General features: G+C 67.1%; 14 protein-coding genes. 9 read left to right on the top strand and 5 right to left on the bottom strand.

Annotated features, from left to right (window positions below):
• The first annotated feature begins 3 nt into the window (after positions 1–3).
• The 4 genes from HNR60_RS18205 (at position 4) to HNR60_RS18190 (ending at position 5,948) form a co-directional block, all read left to right on the top strand.
• Positions 4–1,623 (top strand): acyl-CoA carboxylase subunit beta, encoded by a 1,620-nt coding sequence (locus HNR60_RS18205; protein ID WP_184260275.1) that lies wholly within the window; start codon positions 4–6, stop codon positions 1,621–1,623.
• Entirely contained in the window at positions 1,620–3,614 is a 1,995-nt protein-coding gene (locus HNR60_RS18200; protein ID WP_184260273.1) for an acetyl-CoA carboxylase biotin carboxylase subunit, read from the top strand. The genes HNR60_RS18205 and HNR60_RS18200 overlap by 4 nt, the downstream gene beginning before the upstream one ends.
• A 12-nt stretch (positions 3,615–3,626) precedes the next feature.
• Entirely contained in the window at positions 3,627–4,406 is a 780-nt protein-coding gene (locus HNR60_RS18195; protein WP_184260272.1) for an enoyl-CoA hydratase/isomerase family protein, read from the top strand.
• Positions 4,407–4,511: 105 nt separating this feature from the next.
• Positions 4,512–5,948, top strand: a complete 1,437-nt coding sequence (locus HNR60_RS18190) for a hypothetical protein (protein ID WP_210313665.1) — start codon at positions 4,512–4,514, stop codon at positions 5,946–5,948.
• A gap of 12 nt (positions 5,949–5,960) precedes the next feature.
• Here HNR60_RS18190 and HNR60_RS18185 read toward each other — a convergent pair whose 3' ends face one another.
• Entirely contained in the window at positions 5,961–7,208 is a 1,248-nt protein-coding gene (locus HNR60_RS18185; protein WP_184260259.1) for a serine hydrolase domain-containing protein, read from the bottom strand.
• Between the two features lie 194 nt (positions 7,209–7,402).
• On the opposite strand from HNR60_RS18185, the gene HNR60_RS18180 reads away from it, so the two are divergent.
• The 4 genes from HNR60_RS18180 to HNR60_RS18165 all read left to right on the top strand — a co-directional run bounded on the left by HNR60_RS18180 (position 7,403) and on the right by HNR60_RS18165 (position 11,846).
• A complete protein-coding gene (locus tag HNR60_RS18180; RefSeq protein ID WP_184260256.1) occupies positions 7,403–8,314 on the top strand; it encodes a dioxygenase family protein in 912 nt (303 codons plus the stop codon).
• Positions 8,307–9,167 (top strand): aldo/keto reductase, encoded by an 861-nt coding sequence (locus HNR60_RS18175; protein WP_184260253.1) that lies wholly within the window; start codon positions 8,307–8,309, stop codon positions 9,165–9,167. The genes HNR60_RS18180 and HNR60_RS18175 overlap by 8 nt, the downstream gene beginning before the upstream one ends.
• Before the next feature lie 192 nt (positions 9,168–9,359).
• On the top strand, positions 9,360–10,292 hold the full coding sequence (locus HNR60_RS18170) for an EamA family transporter (RefSeq protein ID WP_184260250.1): 933 nt from the start codon (positions 9,360–9,362) through the stop codon (positions 10,290–10,292).
• Between the two features lie 123 nt (positions 10,293–10,415).
• The gene (locus tag HNR60_RS18165; protein WP_184260247.1) at positions 10,416–11,846 is read left to right on the top strand and encodes an aldehyde dehydrogenase family protein; all 1,431 of its coding nucleotides are present in this window, start codon (positions 10,416–10,418) and stop codon (positions 11,844–11,846) included.
• 735 nt (positions 11,847–12,581) lie between these two features.
• Here HNR60_RS18165 and cowN read toward each other — a convergent pair.
• Together cowN and HNR60_RS18155 are read right to left on the bottom strand one after the other, a co-directional pair.
• Positions 12,582–12,860: a N(2)-fixation sustaining protein CowN gene (gene cowN / locus HNR60_RS18160; RefSeq protein WP_184260244.1), complete on the bottom strand. Its 279-nt coding sequence runs from the start codon at positions 12,858–12,860 to the stop codon at positions 12,582–12,584.
• Between the two features lie 61 nt (positions 12,861–12,921).
• A complete protein-coding gene (locus HNR60_RS18155; protein ID WP_184260241.1) occupies positions 12,922–13,581 on the bottom strand; it encodes a Crp/Fnr family transcriptional regulator in 660 nt (219 codons plus the stop codon).
• A gap of 279 nt (positions 13,582–13,860) precedes the next feature.
• Here HNR60_RS18155 and HNR60_RS18150 point away from each other — a divergent pair, with 279 nt between their 5' ends.
• Positions 13,861–15,000 (top strand): DUF2778 domain-containing protein, encoded by a 1,140-nt coding sequence (locus tag HNR60_RS18150; RefSeq protein WP_184260238.1) that lies wholly within the window; start codon positions 13,861–13,863, stop codon positions 14,998–15,000.
• Positions 15,001–15,046: 46 nt separating this feature from the next.
• Here the strand turns inward: HNR60_RS18150 and HNR60_RS18145 are convergent, their stop codons facing one another.
• Positions 15,047–15,331, bottom strand: a complete 285-nt coding sequence (locus HNR60_RS18145; protein ID WP_184260235.1) for a HigA family addiction module antitoxin — start codon at positions 15,329–15,331, stop codon at positions 15,047–15,049.
• Between the two features lie 10 nt (positions 15,332–15,341).
• Complete coding sequence (locus HNR60_RS18140) at positions 15,342–15,623, bottom strand: type II toxin-antitoxin system RelE/ParE family toxin (protein ID WP_184260230.1); 282 nt, start codon at positions 15,621–15,623, stop codon at positions 15,342–15,344.
• Between the last annotated feature and the right edge of the window lie 16 nt (positions 15,624–15,639).

Below are 15,639 nucleotides of genomic sequence, written 5' to 3'. Positions count from 1 at the left end.
AGCATGGCCCTGATCGAGTCCAGCATCGCGACCGGCGGCGCGGCGTTCAAGGCCAATCGCGACGGCATGCTGGCGCTGATCGCGCGGATGCGCGAGCTCGAGGAGCGCGCCCGCAAGGCTTCGTCGGCCTCCGGCGAGCGCTTCCACAAGCGCGGCCAATTGCTGCCGCGCGAGCGGGTGGCGCTGCTGCTCGATCCGGGCGCGCCGTTCCTCGAACTGTCGACGCTCGCGGGCTACATGTTCGACACCGCGGATGCGGCGAAGAGCGTGCCCGGCGGCGGCGTGATCGCCGGCATCGGTTATGTGTCCGGCGTGCGCTGCATGGTCAGCGCCAATGATTCCGGCATCGACGCCGGCGCGCTGCAGCCCTACGGCCTCGACAAGACGCTGCGGGTGCAGGAGCTGGCGCTGGAGGACAAGCTGCCGTTCGTGCAGCTGGTGGAAAGCGCCGGCGCCAATCTGCTGCGCTACCGGGTCGAGGATTTTGTCCGCGGCGGCAACATCTTTCGCAATCTGGCGCGGATGTCTGCGGCAGGCCTCCCGGTGGTCACCGTGACGCACGGCTCGTCCACCGCCGGCGGCGCCTATCAAACGGGCCTGTCGGACTACATCGTGATGGTGCGCGGCCGCACCCGCGCCTTTCTTGCCGGGCCGCCGCTGCTGAAGGCCGCGACCGGCGAGATCGCCACCGAGGAAGAGCTCGGCGGCGCCGAGATGCACACCAGCGTCTCCGGGCTCGGCGATTACTTGGCCGAAGACGACCGCGACGCGCTGCGCATTGCGCGCGACATCATGGCCGGACTGAATTGGGACCGGCCGCAGCAGCAGGCCGACGCATGCTACAAGCCGCCGCGGTACGACGCCGAAGAGCTGCTCGGCATCATGCCGATGGACCACAAGCGCCCGGTCGACATGCGCCAGGTCATCGCGCGCATCGTCGACGACTCGGATTTCACCGAGATGAGCCCGAATTACGGTCCGGCCACGGTGTGCGGCCACGCCCGCATCGAAGGCGCCGCGGTCGGCATCATCAGCAATAACGGCCCGCTCGATCCGGCAGGCGCCAACAAGGCGACGCATTTCATCCAGGCCTGCTGCCAGTCGAAAACGCCGATCCTCTATCTCAACAACACCACCGGCTACATGGTCGGCCGCGCCTATGAGGAGGCCGGCATGATCAAGCACGGCTCGAAGATGATCCAGGCGGTGACCTCGGCGACGGTGCCGCAGATCACGCTGTATTGCGGCGCGTCGTTCGGCGCCGGCAATTACGGCATGTGCGGCCGCGGCTTTCATCCGCGGTTCTGCTTTGCCTGGCCGAACGCCAAGACCGCGGTGATGGGCGGCGAGCAGGCCGCCGAGACCATGGCGATCGTCACCGAGGCCGCCGCGGCGCGGCGCGGCGTGCCGGTCGACAGGGAGAAGATCGACAAGCTGAAAGCCGGAATCAGCTTCGTGTTCGACGGCCAGATGGATGTGTTCGCCACCTCGGCGCGGCTGCTCGACGACGGCGTGATCGATCCGCGCGACACCCGCGCGGTGCTCGCCGAAGTGTTGGCGATCTGCCGCGAGGCCGAGGCGCGCAGCCCGCAGCGCATGCAGTTCTCGGTGGCGCGGCCATGAGCGTCGGTCGCGCGCTGCAACTCACGCCGTTCTCGAAAATCCTGATCGCCGATCGCGGCGAGATCGCGCTCCGCATCATCAGCACCGCGCGAAACCGCGGCTATGGCGTGGTCGCGGTGTATTCCGCCGCCGATGCCGACGCGCTGCATGTGCGCGCCGCCGACGCGGCGGTTGGCATCGGCGGCGCGTTGCCGCAGCAATCCTACCTGAACATCGACGCGATCATCGCCGCGGCGAAGCAGAGCGGCGCCGACGCGGTGCATCCCGGCTACGGTTTCCTTGCCGAGAACGCTGACTTTGCCGCGGCCTGCCGCGACGCAAATCTGATGTTCATCGGGCCGTCGGTGGAGTCGATTGCGGCGATGGGCGACAAGGCCGGCGCCAAGGCGATGATGCGCAAGGCCGGCGTGCCGGTCGTGCCGGGCTATCAGGGCGACGACCAGAGCGACGCCGCGATGGCGCGCGAGGCAGCTTTGATCGGCTTTCCGGTGATGATCAAGGCGGTCGCCGGCGGCGGCGGCCGCGGCATGCGGCTGGTGGACGACGCCGCGGCGTTTCCTGACGCGTTGCGCGCCGCGCGCTCTGAGGCCCACGGCGCGTTCGGCGATCCGGCCGTGATCCTGGAACGCGCGATCCGCAATCCGCGGCACATCGAGATTCAGGTGTTCGGCGATCGCTACGGCCGCGCCGTCCATCTCGGCGAGCGCGACTGCTCGGTGCAACGCCGGCACCAGAAACTGATCGAGGAGGCGCCGTCGCCGGCGGTGTCGCGGGCGTTGCGCGAAGAGATGGGCACGGTCGCGGTCAATGCGGCGAAGGCGATCGGCTACGAGGGCGCCGGCACGCTGGAATTTTTGCTCGACGCGCATGGGCATTTCTACTTCATGGAGATGAACACGCGGCTGCAGGTCGAGCATCCGGTCACCGAGGCGATCACAGGGCTCGATCTCGTCGAACTGCAATTGCGCATCGCCGCCGGCGAACCGTTGCCGCTGCAGCAGGACGACGTGCAGTTTCGCGGCCACGCCATCGAGGTGCGGCTGTGTTCGGAAGATCCCGCGCAGGACTTCATGCCGCAATCCGGCCGGCTTGCCTTATGGAAGCCGCCGGGCGAGTTGCGGGTCGAGCACGCGCTGCAATCCGGCAGCGAGATTTCGCCGTATTACGATTCGATGATCGCCAAGATTATCGCGCATGGCGCCTCGCGCGACGAGGCGCGGCGAAAACTGCTGCACGGCCTGCAGCAGACCGTGGCGTTCGGCGTCACCACCAATCGCGAATTCCTCGCCGCCTGCTTGCGCCATCCGGCGTTTGCGGCGGGCGAGGCGACCACCGGCTTCATCGCTGAGCATCGCGATGGGTTGTTTGCGGCGGACCCGGACAACGACGTGCCTGCTGCCGCGCTGGCGGCGTTGTTGCTCTACGTCACCGACCGCCACGCGCCGCGCTGGCGCAACGGCCGCTCGCTGGCGGCGACGTTTCCGAGCCTGCTGCGGATCGAGATCGACGGCCACTTGCTTGAGCCCGATGTGCTGCGCGAGCGCGACGGCAGCTACGTCGTTCGCGTGGCCGGCGCCGCGGTGCGCTTCGAACTCGACGAACTGGGCGGCGACACGTTGCGCTTTCGCGTCGGCGGTCTGTCGCAATCCACGATCTTTCACCGCGACGGCGACCGGCTGTTCTTTCAGCGCCTCGGCGTCAGCCATGCGGTGCGCGATCTCAGCCGCGCGGCGCCGGCGCGCGCCATGGCTGCGGGCGGCGACGGACGGCTACGCGCGGCGATGAACGGCCGCGTCGTCGCGGTGCTGGTCAAGCCCGGCGAGCGCGTGACGGCCGGACAGCCGGTGTTGACGCTGGAGGCGATGAAGATGGAGCACGTGCACACCGCGCCAATTTCGGGCATCTTGTCGGCGATCGATGTCGAGGAGGGCGAGCAGGTCACAACCGGCCGCATCGTCGCCGAGATCGAGGCCCTCCGGCAACAAGCGTAAATGAGCGAAGCCATGACAGACGACAGCGTGGTGATCGAGAAGCGCGGCCAAGCGCTGTGGATCACCATCAACCGCCCCGACAAGCGCAACGCCATCAACGCCGCCGTGGTCGAGGGCATCGGCCGCGGCTATCGCCAGGCGCATGGCGACGCCGAGGCGCGCGTCATCGTGCTGACCGGCGCCGGCGACAAGGCGTTCTGCGCCGGCGCCGATCTGCAGGCGACCGGGGCGGCGTTCGCGGCGGATTTCTCCAAGCCCAATGTCGACTACGCCGATCTGTTGCGGCTGTCGCAGAACGCCACCAAGCCGTCGATCGCGCGGATCAACGGCGTCTGCATGGCCGGCGGCATGGGGCTGTTGTGCATGACCGACATGGCGGTCGCGTCCGACGCGGCGCTGTTCGGGCTGCCCGAGGTCAAAGTCGGTGTGTTTCCGATGCAGGTGATGAGCCTGTTGCAAAACATCGCGCCGCGCCGGCTGATCAACGAATGGGCGCTGACCGGCGAGCCGTTCGACGCAAACGCGGCGCTCGCCGCGGGGTTGTTGAACTACGCGGTGCCCGTCGCCGAGCTCGACGCCAAGGTCGACTGGCTGATCGCGCGGCTGGCCGATAAATCGCCGACCGCGATCCGCCGCGGCAAATACGCCATGCGGGCGATCGGCGCGATGTCGTTCGACCAGGCGATCGCCTACACCGAAAGCCAGATCGCGCTGCTGGCGATGACCGAGGACGCCAAAGAGGGGCTCACGGCGTTCGCCGAGAAACGCAAGCCGGTCTGGCCGGGGCGCTGAAGCCGCCCGCGGAACCCGGCTTTACCAAGTATTATCCCGGGCATGGTTGGATGGCGGCTCGCCGGCGAGCGGCCGGTTTTGCAGCATGTGACCTGAGCCGTGACGATGTCCGCCGTCCATTCGACCTCCGCCGTCGGCCAGCGAGGCTGGCTGCTGCCGCTATGGATCGGCGCCGGCGTCTATCTGTTTCAGTTCGTCGGCGGCAACGATCTGTTGCAGGATTCCGATATCTTCTGGCAGATCGAGGTCGGGCGCTGGATCATCGATCACCACGCCGTTCCTTATAGCGACATCTATTCTTTCACCAAGCCGGGCGCGCCGTGGATCTCCAGCTCCTGGCTGTCGCAGCTGCTGTACGCCGCGAGCGACGCGCAGGCCGGCTGGGCGGGGGTGGTGGCGCTGTCGGCGCTGGCGATAGCGGCGACCTTCGCGCTGTTCGCGCAGTTTCTGCAACGCTATGTCGAGCCGGCGCTGGCGACGCTGCTGGTGATGGCCGCCTACGTGCTGTCGATCCATCATCTGTTGGCGCGCCCGCATATCCTGGCGATGCCGGTGATGGTGGCGTGGTTCGCGGGCCTGATCTCTGCTGCCGATGCGCGCCGCGCGCCGTCGTTGTGGCTGCTGCCGCTGTTGGCGCTGTGGGCCAATCTGCACGGCGGCTTCGGCTTGGGGCTGGTGCTGCTCGGTGGCGTGGCGCTGGAGGCGGTGTGGAGCGCCACGCCGGCGCGCCGCGTTGCGCTGGGGCTGCGATGGATGCTGTTCGGGTTCGGCGCGGTGGCGGCCTGCTGCTGCACGCCCTATGGCTACGAGACGCTGCTGGCGTCGCGCCGTATCCTCGATCTCGGCCAGGTGCTGGCCATTCTATCGGAATGGGCGCCGGCGGATTTCTCGCGGTTCGGCGCCTTCGAAGCCTCGGTGCTCGGGCTGCTCGGCTTTGCTCTCTATCGCGGGCTGACGCTGTCGCCGCCGCGCATTCTTCTGGTTCTTGGGCTGTTGCACATGGCGCTGTCGCATGTCCGCAGCATCGAAGCCTTTGCGCTGCTGGTGCCGCTGATCGTGGCGCGGCCGTGGTCCGCTCAGCTCGGCGGCGCGCCGCAAGCCGTTGCCGTGCCGTCGCGGCGCGGCCTCGCGCTGGCTGCGGTCGGCGCACTGACGCTGTTCGCCGCGAGCCTTGTGGCGGCGCCCTATCTGCGCTTCGCGCTGGTGGCGGATCAGGTGCCGAAGGCGGCGGTCGCGGTGCTGCAGCAGCGCGGCGCCGAGCGGGTGTTCAACGCTTACGAATTCGGCGGCTACCTGGTCGCGGCCGGCGTCAAGCCGTTCATCGACGGTCGCGCCGAGCTCTACGGCGAGAAATTCGTCGTCGCGCATCACCGCGCGGTGGCGATGCGCGATCCCGATCTGTTGCCGCGGCTGCTCGACGACTACCGGATCGACGCCACGCTGCTGGCGCCGAGCTCGCCCGCGGTCAAGCTGCTGGACCGGCTGCCGGAGTGGCAGCGGGTCTATAGCGACGCGGTGGCGGTGGTGCACGCGCGCCGCTGAGCGTTGAGCGCGCTATAGATTGCTCGCGCTGATCGCCGCATACACCATGGTGCGCAGCTCGCGGCGCACCGGATAGGCGCTCGACGGCAATAGTTGCGTCATGAAGATGGTGATCAACTGTTCGGCCGGGTCGATCCAGAAAGCGGTCGAGGCGGCACCGCCCCAATAGAATTCGCCGCGGCTGCCGGGCAGCAGCGTCTTCGCCGGATCCATCGTCACCGCAAAGCCGAGCCCGAAGCCGACGCCGGCATTGGTGGCCTCGCTGAACATCGATGTCGACATTTCGGTGAGGTCGCGGCCGCCGGGCAGGTGATTAGACGTCATCAACGCCAGCGTCTTCGGGCCGATCAGCCGCACGCCGTCGAGTTCGCCGCGGTTCAGCAGCGCGCGGCAGAAGGTGAGATAGTCGGTCGAGGTCGACAGCAAGCCGCCGCCGCCGGACACGAAGCCCGGCGGCTTCAGATAGCTGCTCTTCGCCGGGTCGTCGTACAGCGTGAAGCCGCCTTTGCCGTCGGCGGCATAGCAGGCCGCGAGGCGATGAGCCTTGTCGGGCGGCACGAAGAATCCAGTGTCGGTCATGCCGAGCGGATCGAGGATGCGCTCGTGCAGAAATTGCTCGAACGGCTGGCCGCTGATCTTGCCGATCAGATAGCCCAGCACGTCGGTCGCCACCGAGTAGTTCCAGGCCTCGCCGGGCGAGAACTCCAGCGGAATCCCGGCGAGGTCGGCGATCATCGCGTCCAGCGTGCCGGCCAGTTCGAATTCGCCGATCTTCTTCTCACGATAGGCGGCATCGACATTGCTGCGGTTCTGAAAGCCGTAAGTGAGCCCCGAGGTGTGGCGCAGCAGGTCGACGATCAGCATCGGCCGTGCCGGCGGCCGGGTCAGGAAAGTCGGCGCAATGCCGCCCAGGAACACGCCGAGGTTGCTCCACTCGGGAATGTACTTGGCGACCGGCTCGTCGAGCGCGACGCGGCCGTCCTCGACCAGCATCATGAACGCCACCGAGGTCAGCGGCTTGGTCATCGAATAGATCCGGAAGATCGTATTGGCCTTGACCGGCGCCTGACGCTCGACGTCGGCCAGGCCTTGCACCGCATTATGCACGATGTGGCCGCGGCGATAGACCAAGAGCTGGGTGCCGGGAAACCGGCCGCTGTCGAGATAGCGGCGCTTCAGATGGCCGTCGACGCGCGCGAGCGCGGCGGCGGACATCCCAACGGCGGACGGCGCGGCGGTGATCGGTTGTGCGGCGGGCATCGTCACTCCTGGCAGCTTGCTCATCGACGGCCGGCGGTTGCGTTCCGCCGCGTCCGATCTGATAGCGGAAAACGCCTGGCGTTGCCATGCGAGCGGGAACATGGAGTTGATCGGAATCGCTCGCGCCGGGTGCTGACCATGCGGCATGGCGTGGTATAGCTTCCCGGCGATTTGAGTTCCGGACAGGATCACCGATGCCACACTCCGACGACAGTAAACTCACGGCGGCGGTGGTCGCCAGCTTCCAGGAGACCAACGACCTTCGGTTGAAATTCCTCATGGAGGAATTGGTCGGCGCGCTGCACGGCTTCGTGCGACGGACCAATCTGAGCTTCGAGGAATGGGGCTCGGCGATCGATTTCCTCACCCGCACCGGGCAGAAATCCACCGTGACCCGGCAGGAATTCATCCTGCTGTCGGACGTGCTCGGGGTTTCGATGCTGGTCGACGCGGTCAACCACCGCGAACGCTCCGGCGCCACCGAAACCACGGTGCTCGGGCCGTTCTATGTCGGCGAACACAAGCCGCTGCCGCACGGCGCGGATATTTCCGAGACCGTCGAGGGCGAGCGCATGTTCGTGCAATGCCGGGTCACCGATCTCGCCGGCAAGCCGCTGAAAGGCGTTGCGGTCGATGTCTGGCATGCCGACGACGACGGCTTTTACGATTCGCAGAAGCCGGACTACGCCAGCGACGGCCCGTCGCTGCGGGCGCGCTTCACCACCGACGCCGAGGGCCGATTGTTCTTCCGCACCATTCTGCCGTGCAGCTATCCGATCCCGATCGATGGGCCGGTCGGCGAATTGATCCTGGCCACCCGGCGGCATCCGATGCGGCCGGCGCACGTGCACTTCCTGCTGAACGCCAAGGGTTATGAGCCGCTGGTCACCCACGTCTTCATCGACGGCGACAAGTATCTGGATTCCGACGTGGTGTTCGGCGTGAAGCAGGAACTGGTGTCGCGCATCGAATTGCGCAGCGACGCGGTGATGCCGGACGGGCTGCCGGCGGCGGGGCCGTGGCATCTGATGACGTACGACTTCCGATTGAAGCCCGGCAAAGGCGTGGCGCCGAAGCCGATGTTGCCGGTGAGCGTCGATGCCTGACAACTCGGGAAAATCAGCGCAGCGGCCGTTCGGGCCGCGCGGCGTCGGCGTTTCGGTGATCGGGCAGGGCACCTGGAATCTGGATCGCAGCGACCGCGCCGGCGCGATCGCAGCATTGCGCCGCGGCCTCGATCTCGGCATGGGCCATATCGACACCGCCGAAATGTATGGCGAGGCCGAGCCCTTGGTGGGCGAGGCGATCGCCGGGCGGCGCGACGAGGTGTTTTTGGTCTCCAAGGTGCTGCCGAGCAATGCCTCGCGGCGCGGCACGCTGCAGGCCTGCGAGCGCTCGCTCAAGCGGCTTAAAACCGATCGGCTGGATTGCTACCTGCTGCATTGGCGCGGCTCCTATCCGCTGGCCGACACCATCGCGGCGTTCGAGGATCTGGTCGCCGCCGGCAAGATCCTGTCCTGGGGCGTCAGCAATTTCGACGTCGCCGATCTCGACGAGGCGCTGGCGATCGCCGGGGAGGGCCGCATCGCCTGCAATCAGGTGCTGCATCATTTGCGCGAACGCGCCATCGAACACGCGGTGATCCCGTGGTGCGAGGCCCACGGCGTCGCGGTGACGGCGTATTCGCCGTTCGGGCAGGACGCCTTTCCGGGCCCACGCAGCGACGGCGGCCGCGCGCTGCAGGCGATCGCGGAGGCGCATCGGGCGACGCCGCGGCAAGTGGCGCTGGCATTCCTGACGCGACGGCCCTCGGTGTTCGCGATCCCGAAGGCGAGCACCGCAGCCCACGCCGCCGACAATGCCGCGGCTGCGGCGGTGCGGTTGAGCGATCACGACATCGCGACGCTCGACGCGGCGTTTCCGCGCGGGCCGGTGCCGCGCAGCCTGCCGATGTTGTAAACGATCGGTTCCGCGATTTTGCACTGCGGAAGTATCGCCGTCGGCTCGGCTCCAGCGCGGCGCATATCCCGGCCGCATTTTCGGCGGTTGCGTTTGGTCCGCGAACATCGTTGTCTGCAGCATATTGTTAGCGCTTCTCATTCCTGCGAGAGGCTGTTTTCCTCGAGCGCCGGCCCTTGCAAATTGACCCTTGTGATCTCTCCCCGTGACGCCGCGCGCAACACGACGCGCCGCCACGACGACCGGCCATTTCGCGGCATCGTGCTGATCATCGCCGCGACCGTGTTCCTGGCCTGCTCGGATGCGCTCGGCAAATATCTGACCCAGACCTTGCCGTCGATCGAGGTCGCCTGGCTGCGGTTTCTGGTGTTCGTGCTGATCATGGTTCCGGTGGCGATCGCGTCGGGCTCGTCGCCGCTGAAATCGGTGCGGCCGGGGCTGCAGGTGCTGCGCGGGCTGGCGCTGGTGTTCTCCTCGGTCATCTTCATTTCCAGCCTGCGCTATCAGCCGATCGCGCAGGCCTCGGCCACCTCGTTCGTGGCGCCGTTGTTCGTCACCGCGCTGTCGGTCGTCGTGCTCGGCGAGACCGTGGGGCCGCGACGCTGGATCGCGACGCTGGTCGGCCTCGTGGGCGTGCTGATCGTGGTGCAGCCCGGCACGTCGGCGTTCAACCCGGCGGCGTTGCTGACTCTGGCTTCGGCGCTGCTGTGGGCTGCGACGCTGGTCATGACCAGGATGATCAGCGGCGCCGATCGCGTGGTCACCACCATGGCGTTTGCGGCGATCGTCGGCTTTGCGGTGCTGAGCGTGCTGGTGCCGTTCGTCTGGGTGACGCCGAGCTTGAGCGACATCGGGCTCGGCATCGGCGTCGGCATCGCTTCCACCGCCGGGCAGTGGATCGTGGTGCTGGCGTTTCGCCATGCGGCGGCCTCGATGCTGGCGCCGTTCTCCTACAGCCAGCTGGTGTGGGTGACGATGATCGGGGTCGTGGTGTTCGGCGAGTTGCCGGGGTTGTGGACCTTCGTCGGCGCGGCGATCATCATCGGCAGCGGCATCTACACCGCGCATCGCGAACGGCTGCGCCATCTGCGCCAGGTCGCCGCCGAGCCCTATCCGAGCGCCTGACCGGCTACGGGGGCAACCTCGCGCGGTTGAAACCATGGGTTCAATTTCTATATGGGGCGTGGCAAGATAACGGCCCGGACGTTTCGTTCGCGCATTCCCAGCCATTCCACGAAGAGGTTTCCGATGGTCAACCGCATGCAATTCTACATCGATGGCGCTTGGGTCGATCCGGTCGTCAAGAAATCGACGCCGGTGGTCAATCCGGCGACCGAGGAAGCGATGTACGAAGTTGCGCTCGGTTCGAAGGCCGATGTCGACAAGGCGGTCGCCGCCGCCAAGCGCGCGTTCGAGACGTTCTCGCAGACCAGCCGCGAGGAGCGGGTGGCGCTGCTGGAGAGGATCATCGCGGTGTACAAGACCCGCATGAAGGACATCGGCGCCGCGGTGTCCGACGAGATGGGCGCGCCGTTGCCGTTCGCCGAAAAGTTTCAGGCCGGCGCCGGGCTCGGGCACATCGCCTCGACGCTGGAGGTGTTGAAGACTTACAAGTTCGACGAACCGCTCGGCAACGCGCTGGTGGTGCGCGAGCCGGTCGGCGTGATCGGCATGATCACGCCGTGGAATTGGCCGCTGAATCAGATCGCCTGCAAAGTGGCGCCGGCGCTCGCCGCCGGCTGCACGATGATTTTGAAACCCTCCGAATTCACCCCGTCGTCGGCGCTGATCTTCGCCGAAATCCTGCATGAAGCCGGCGTGCCGCAGGGCGTGTTCAACCTCGTCAACGGTCTCGGCCCCGAGGTCGGTGCGGCGATGAGCGAGCATCCGGACATCGACATGATTTCCTTCACCGGCTCGACCCGCGCCGGCATCGACGTCGCCAAGCGCGCTGCGCCGACGGTGAAGCGCGTCAGCCAGGAACTCGGCGGCAAGTCGCCGAACGTCATTCTGGAAGACGCCGATCTGCAGAAGGCGGTGGCCGGCGGCGTCGCGCATATGTTCAACAATTCCGGACAGTCCTGCAACGCGCCGAGCCGGATGATCGTGCCGGCTTCGAAGATGAAAGAGGTCGCGGCGATCGCCAAGGCGGTGGCCGACAAGACCAAGGCGGGCGATCCGCGCGCCGAGGGCACCAGCATCGGTCCGGTAGTATCGCGGATTCAGTGGGACAAGATTCAAGCTTTGATTCAGAAGGGCGTCGAGGAAGGCGCGACACTTGTGGCGGGCGGGCCGGGCCTGCCGGAAGGCGTCAACAAAGGGTTTTATGTGCGTCCCACGGTGTTCGCCGACGTCACCAACGACATGACCATCGCGCGCGAGGAAATCTTCGGCCCGGTGATCGCGATCATCGGCGCCAAGGACGAAGCCGAGGCGGTGAAGATCGCCAACGACACGCCGTATGGTCTGGCTGGTTATGTGTCGGCTGGTAGCGTCGAGCGGGCGCGGGCGGTCGGCCGCCAACTACGCGCCGGCAACGTCAACCTGAACGGCGTGCCGAACGAACGCACTGCGCCGTTCGGCGGCTACAAGCAATCCGGCAACGGCCGCGAGTGGGGCAAGTTCGGCCTCGAAGAGTATCTCGAGGTCAAGGCGATCGCCGGCTACAACGCCGCGTAATCGGCCTGCAAATCTTTGTGGCAAACCCGGGGCAGGTCGCAAACCTGCCCCGTTTTTCATGCCGCATGACTGCAATGCGCAGTTTTGGTAGTTGCCCGAGTAGTCGACTGCAACCGCCGCCGTTAGAAACGGCGAGCGGTCGAAAATGATTCGGTTTGATCTCGCGTAAGGAGCCGATCGATACTTTCCGCTAATCGCTGACGGGCTGCTTGCAGCCGTCGAATTCCGATGTCCGCAACCGGACTGATCGTGGAAGGACCTTGCGATGGCCGATACGCTTTCAACCGACACCGTGCGACGTTTCCTCGTCATCGGCATCGGCGGCATGGCGGTGTTGTGCGCCTTCGTCATCGCTTCGATCGTCGCCTGAGGCTTTGCTCTCGATCAAGCGCGCAGCCAGCCGGCTCGCTGCGGCGATGGCTGCGGCGAAAGGATCAAGCGCCAGCGAGTGAATAGACCGCCCTCGTGTTAGATGGCGGTCGCGGCGCCGCATTTTTCCCTCGCCCCGCTTGCGGGGAGAGGGTGGCGTGACAAGCGAAGCTTGTCGCGCCGGGTGAGGGGGCGCCTCGTTATGTTGAGGCGCCCCCTCACCCGACCCCGCTTCGCTGTCGCTACGCGGGGTCGACCTCTCCCCGCGCGCGGGGAGAGGTGAGGTCAGTGCTCGCAGAGTGCAGCACCCGCCGAGCCGGGTCTTCCGAGGCGCAAATCCCCTAGGGCGCTCGGCCGAGGAGTCCTCTACATGCAGGTGACTTCGAGGTCTTCCAGCAGCGCCAGCGTCTCCTCGTCGCCGCTCTCTTCCAAGATCTCGCGCAGCGTCGGCAGGTAGTTGTGCAGCACGCGCAGATCGTCGAGGCCCTGCTTCTCGTTCAGCTCGGTGCGCTTTTGCGCGAAGTAGCCCCAGAACGGGTTGTCGGCGGCGTCGATATGGGCCTGCAGTTTGGCCATCACGCGCTGCGACTTGCCCTCCCAGTCGGCATTCTTGAAGCTGACGTAGCGGTCGAACGGCACGTTCATCGATGTCTCCAAAGGCTGCGGCTCCATGGCTATAAGGCAGCTGAAGCGGTTTGTCTGTCAGCTAGCCGACGCCGTCGCCCTCGCTGGCCCAGGCCTGCAGCCGGGCAAGGTCCTGGATCACCAGGCGGCGGCGGTCGTGGCGCAGCAGCACGCCGGCATGCAGCATGGCGTTGAGTTCGGTCGAGGCGGTCTGCCGGGTGGTGCCGAGCAATGCGGCGATCTCCTCCATATGCAGATCGATGCGGATCAGGCTGCCGTTCTCCAGCGGCGCCTTGTGGCGGCCGGCGCTGCGCAACAGATAGCGCGCGATCCGCCCGCGCACGTTGTGGAAGGCGAGGTCTTCTAGCAGCGTCATCGCCTGGCTCAGCACCCGCGCCAGCACCCTGATGATGGCCGCGCGCAGCGCCGGGTAATGCGCCAGTTCGTGCTCCAGCAGCGCACGCGGCGCCATCAGCAGCGTGGCCGGCTGCACCGCCTGCAGATGCGCCCGGGTGTGGGTGGAGAACATGTCGCCGGCGCCGAGATAGGCCAGGCTGAGCTCGCGCTCCGTTGTGGCGAGATAGATCCGCAGCCGGCCGCTCTTGATGACGAAGACATGGTCGCGGAACTCGGCGTCGTCGAACACGGTGCCGGCGGGCAGGCTGCGCTCTTGGAAAATCGCGCGCAGCGCCGCGCCGGCGTCGCTCGCCAGCAGGTCGAGAAGGGAGGGGCCGGATTGCATCAGCGACCGTAAAATTCGCCACCCGGTTCCGCAACCGCAATCTGCCGCCGCCGTGCCTCCTCGCCTGGGGCGAGACCGGGGATTTCATTTACCACGTCGTAATTCGTCGGCACTTAAGCCTCATTTAACTAAAAATCGCCCTAATAACGCTCGGCACCTCTGCGAAATGCTCCCGGCCTTGGATGCCGCGGGCGTCGGGCAAGTCCGCTTTGGTCGGCGCCGTCGCGCCGGCTGGAAGGCGGGCTCGGAGGGGCAGCGTTTTTGGTCGGGCGTAAGCGTATGCGTAACAATTCGAGTGCGTTGAAGAAGGCTGCGGCGCGTGGCCGTGCGCCGCGGAAAGCCGGGCCGTTCAATGTCGTGGGCGGCGTCGCGGTCGCCGTTGCAGTCGCCGCCTGCGGCTGGACCGTTCATGTCAACGTGTTCAGCGCCAGCATCTATCCCAGCATCGCCGCCAGTCATGAGCCGATCGTCGCCGCGCCGCGGCTGGCCGCCGCCAAGCCGGCAGCGCCGGTCGCCGCGGTGACCACGCCGACCGAGCCCGACGTCACCGTGGCGATGCTGACCTCGGCGCCCGGCCTGTCTCCGGAACAATTCGCCGAACGTTTCGCCCCGCCGCTCGACGCGGTGGCGCCGGCGCCGGTGATCGAGGCGGCGCCCGCCAAGCCGCAGATCGCAGCGGCGCCAGTGGCCGCGGTGCCGCTGCCGCCGGTGCGCCAGGCGGCGTTGCAGCCGGCGCCGAAGGCCGCCGCGCAAGCCGCGCCGCAGCCCGCCGCGCAAGTCGCGGAGGCGGCACCGTTGCCGCCGCAGCGTCCCGCCGAGACCAAGACAACGCCGGCCAAGGGGCCGTCACTGCGCGAAGTGGCGCAGGCCTCCAGGGCCGCCTCGTTGGCCGCCGCGGCGCAGACCAAGCCCGCCAGCATCTTCGAAAAACTGTTCGGCAAGTCCGAGCCCGCCGGCTCGGTGCTGGCGTTCGCCGGCTCCGACGGCGGCGTCGGCAGCGACGGCCGCGATACGGTGAGCAGCGCGCGCTACGACCGCTCCACCGCGGTCTATGACATCAAGGCGCGCGTGGTCTACATGCCGGACGGCACCAAGCTGGAAGCGCATTCCGGGCTCGGCTCGCGGCTCGACGATCCGCGCTACGTGCACGAGCGGATGCGTGGCGCCACCCCGCCGCATCTCTACGATCTGACGATGCGGGAATCCCTGTTCCACGGCGTCGCCGCGCTGCGGCTCAATCCGGTCGGCGGCGAGGGCGCGATCCACGGCCGCAACGGGCTATTGGCGCACACCTACATGCTCGGCCCCAACGGCGACAGCAACGGCTGCGTCTCGTTCCGCAACTACGACGCCTTCCTGCGCGCGTTCCGCAACGGCCAGGTCAAGCGGCTGGCGGTGGTGGCGAGTCTGGATAGCTGAGGGGCGGGCGGGCGCTGTCGACGACCCTGCGTTGCGGGCGCGGGGGTCAGGCCGCCGGGCGCGGCACGATGGCCTTGTAGTTGTGGGCCTGCTCGGCTTTCGACAGATCATGCGCGGCCTGCAGGTTCAGCCAGAATCGCGGATCGGTGCCGAAATAGCGCCCGAGCCGGATCGCGGTGTCGGCGCTGACGTCGCGGCTGCCGCGCACGATCTCGGACAATCGGTTGGCCGGAACATCCAGCGCCTTCGCCAAGGCGCGTGCCGACAGGCCGAGCGGCAGCAGATATTCCTCGCGCAACACTTCGCCGGGATGGGTTCGCAGGCGGGGCATCTTCGTCTCCTCAGTGATAGTCCACGATCTCAACCGCTTCGGGGCCTTGGATGGTCCAGCGGAAGCAGATACGCCATTGCCGGTTGATCCGGATCGAATGCTGACCGCGTCGATCGCCTTTCAATGATTCCAAACGATTGCCCGGCGGAGAAAGCAGGTCCTCCAATCGGGTCGCAGCGTCCACCATATCCAGCTTGCGCAGCGCAACGGCCTCCATGCCGCGCCAACGTGGCGGGCAGACGTCGTCTTGAAACAGCCGCTCGGTGGCCTTGTCGGCGAAGCTGCGGATCATGCATCAGTATGTGATA

The organism is Rhodopseudomonas rhenobacensis (assembly GCF_014203125.1).
GTDB classification, from domain to species: Bacteria; Pseudomonadota; Alphaproteobacteria; order Rhizobiales; family Xanthobacteraceae; genus Rhodopseudomonas_A; species Rhodopseudomonas_A rhenobacensis.
The sequence above is the reverse complement of the archived record's forward strand: the minus strand, read 5'-3'. Positions and strand labels throughout refer to the sequence as shown.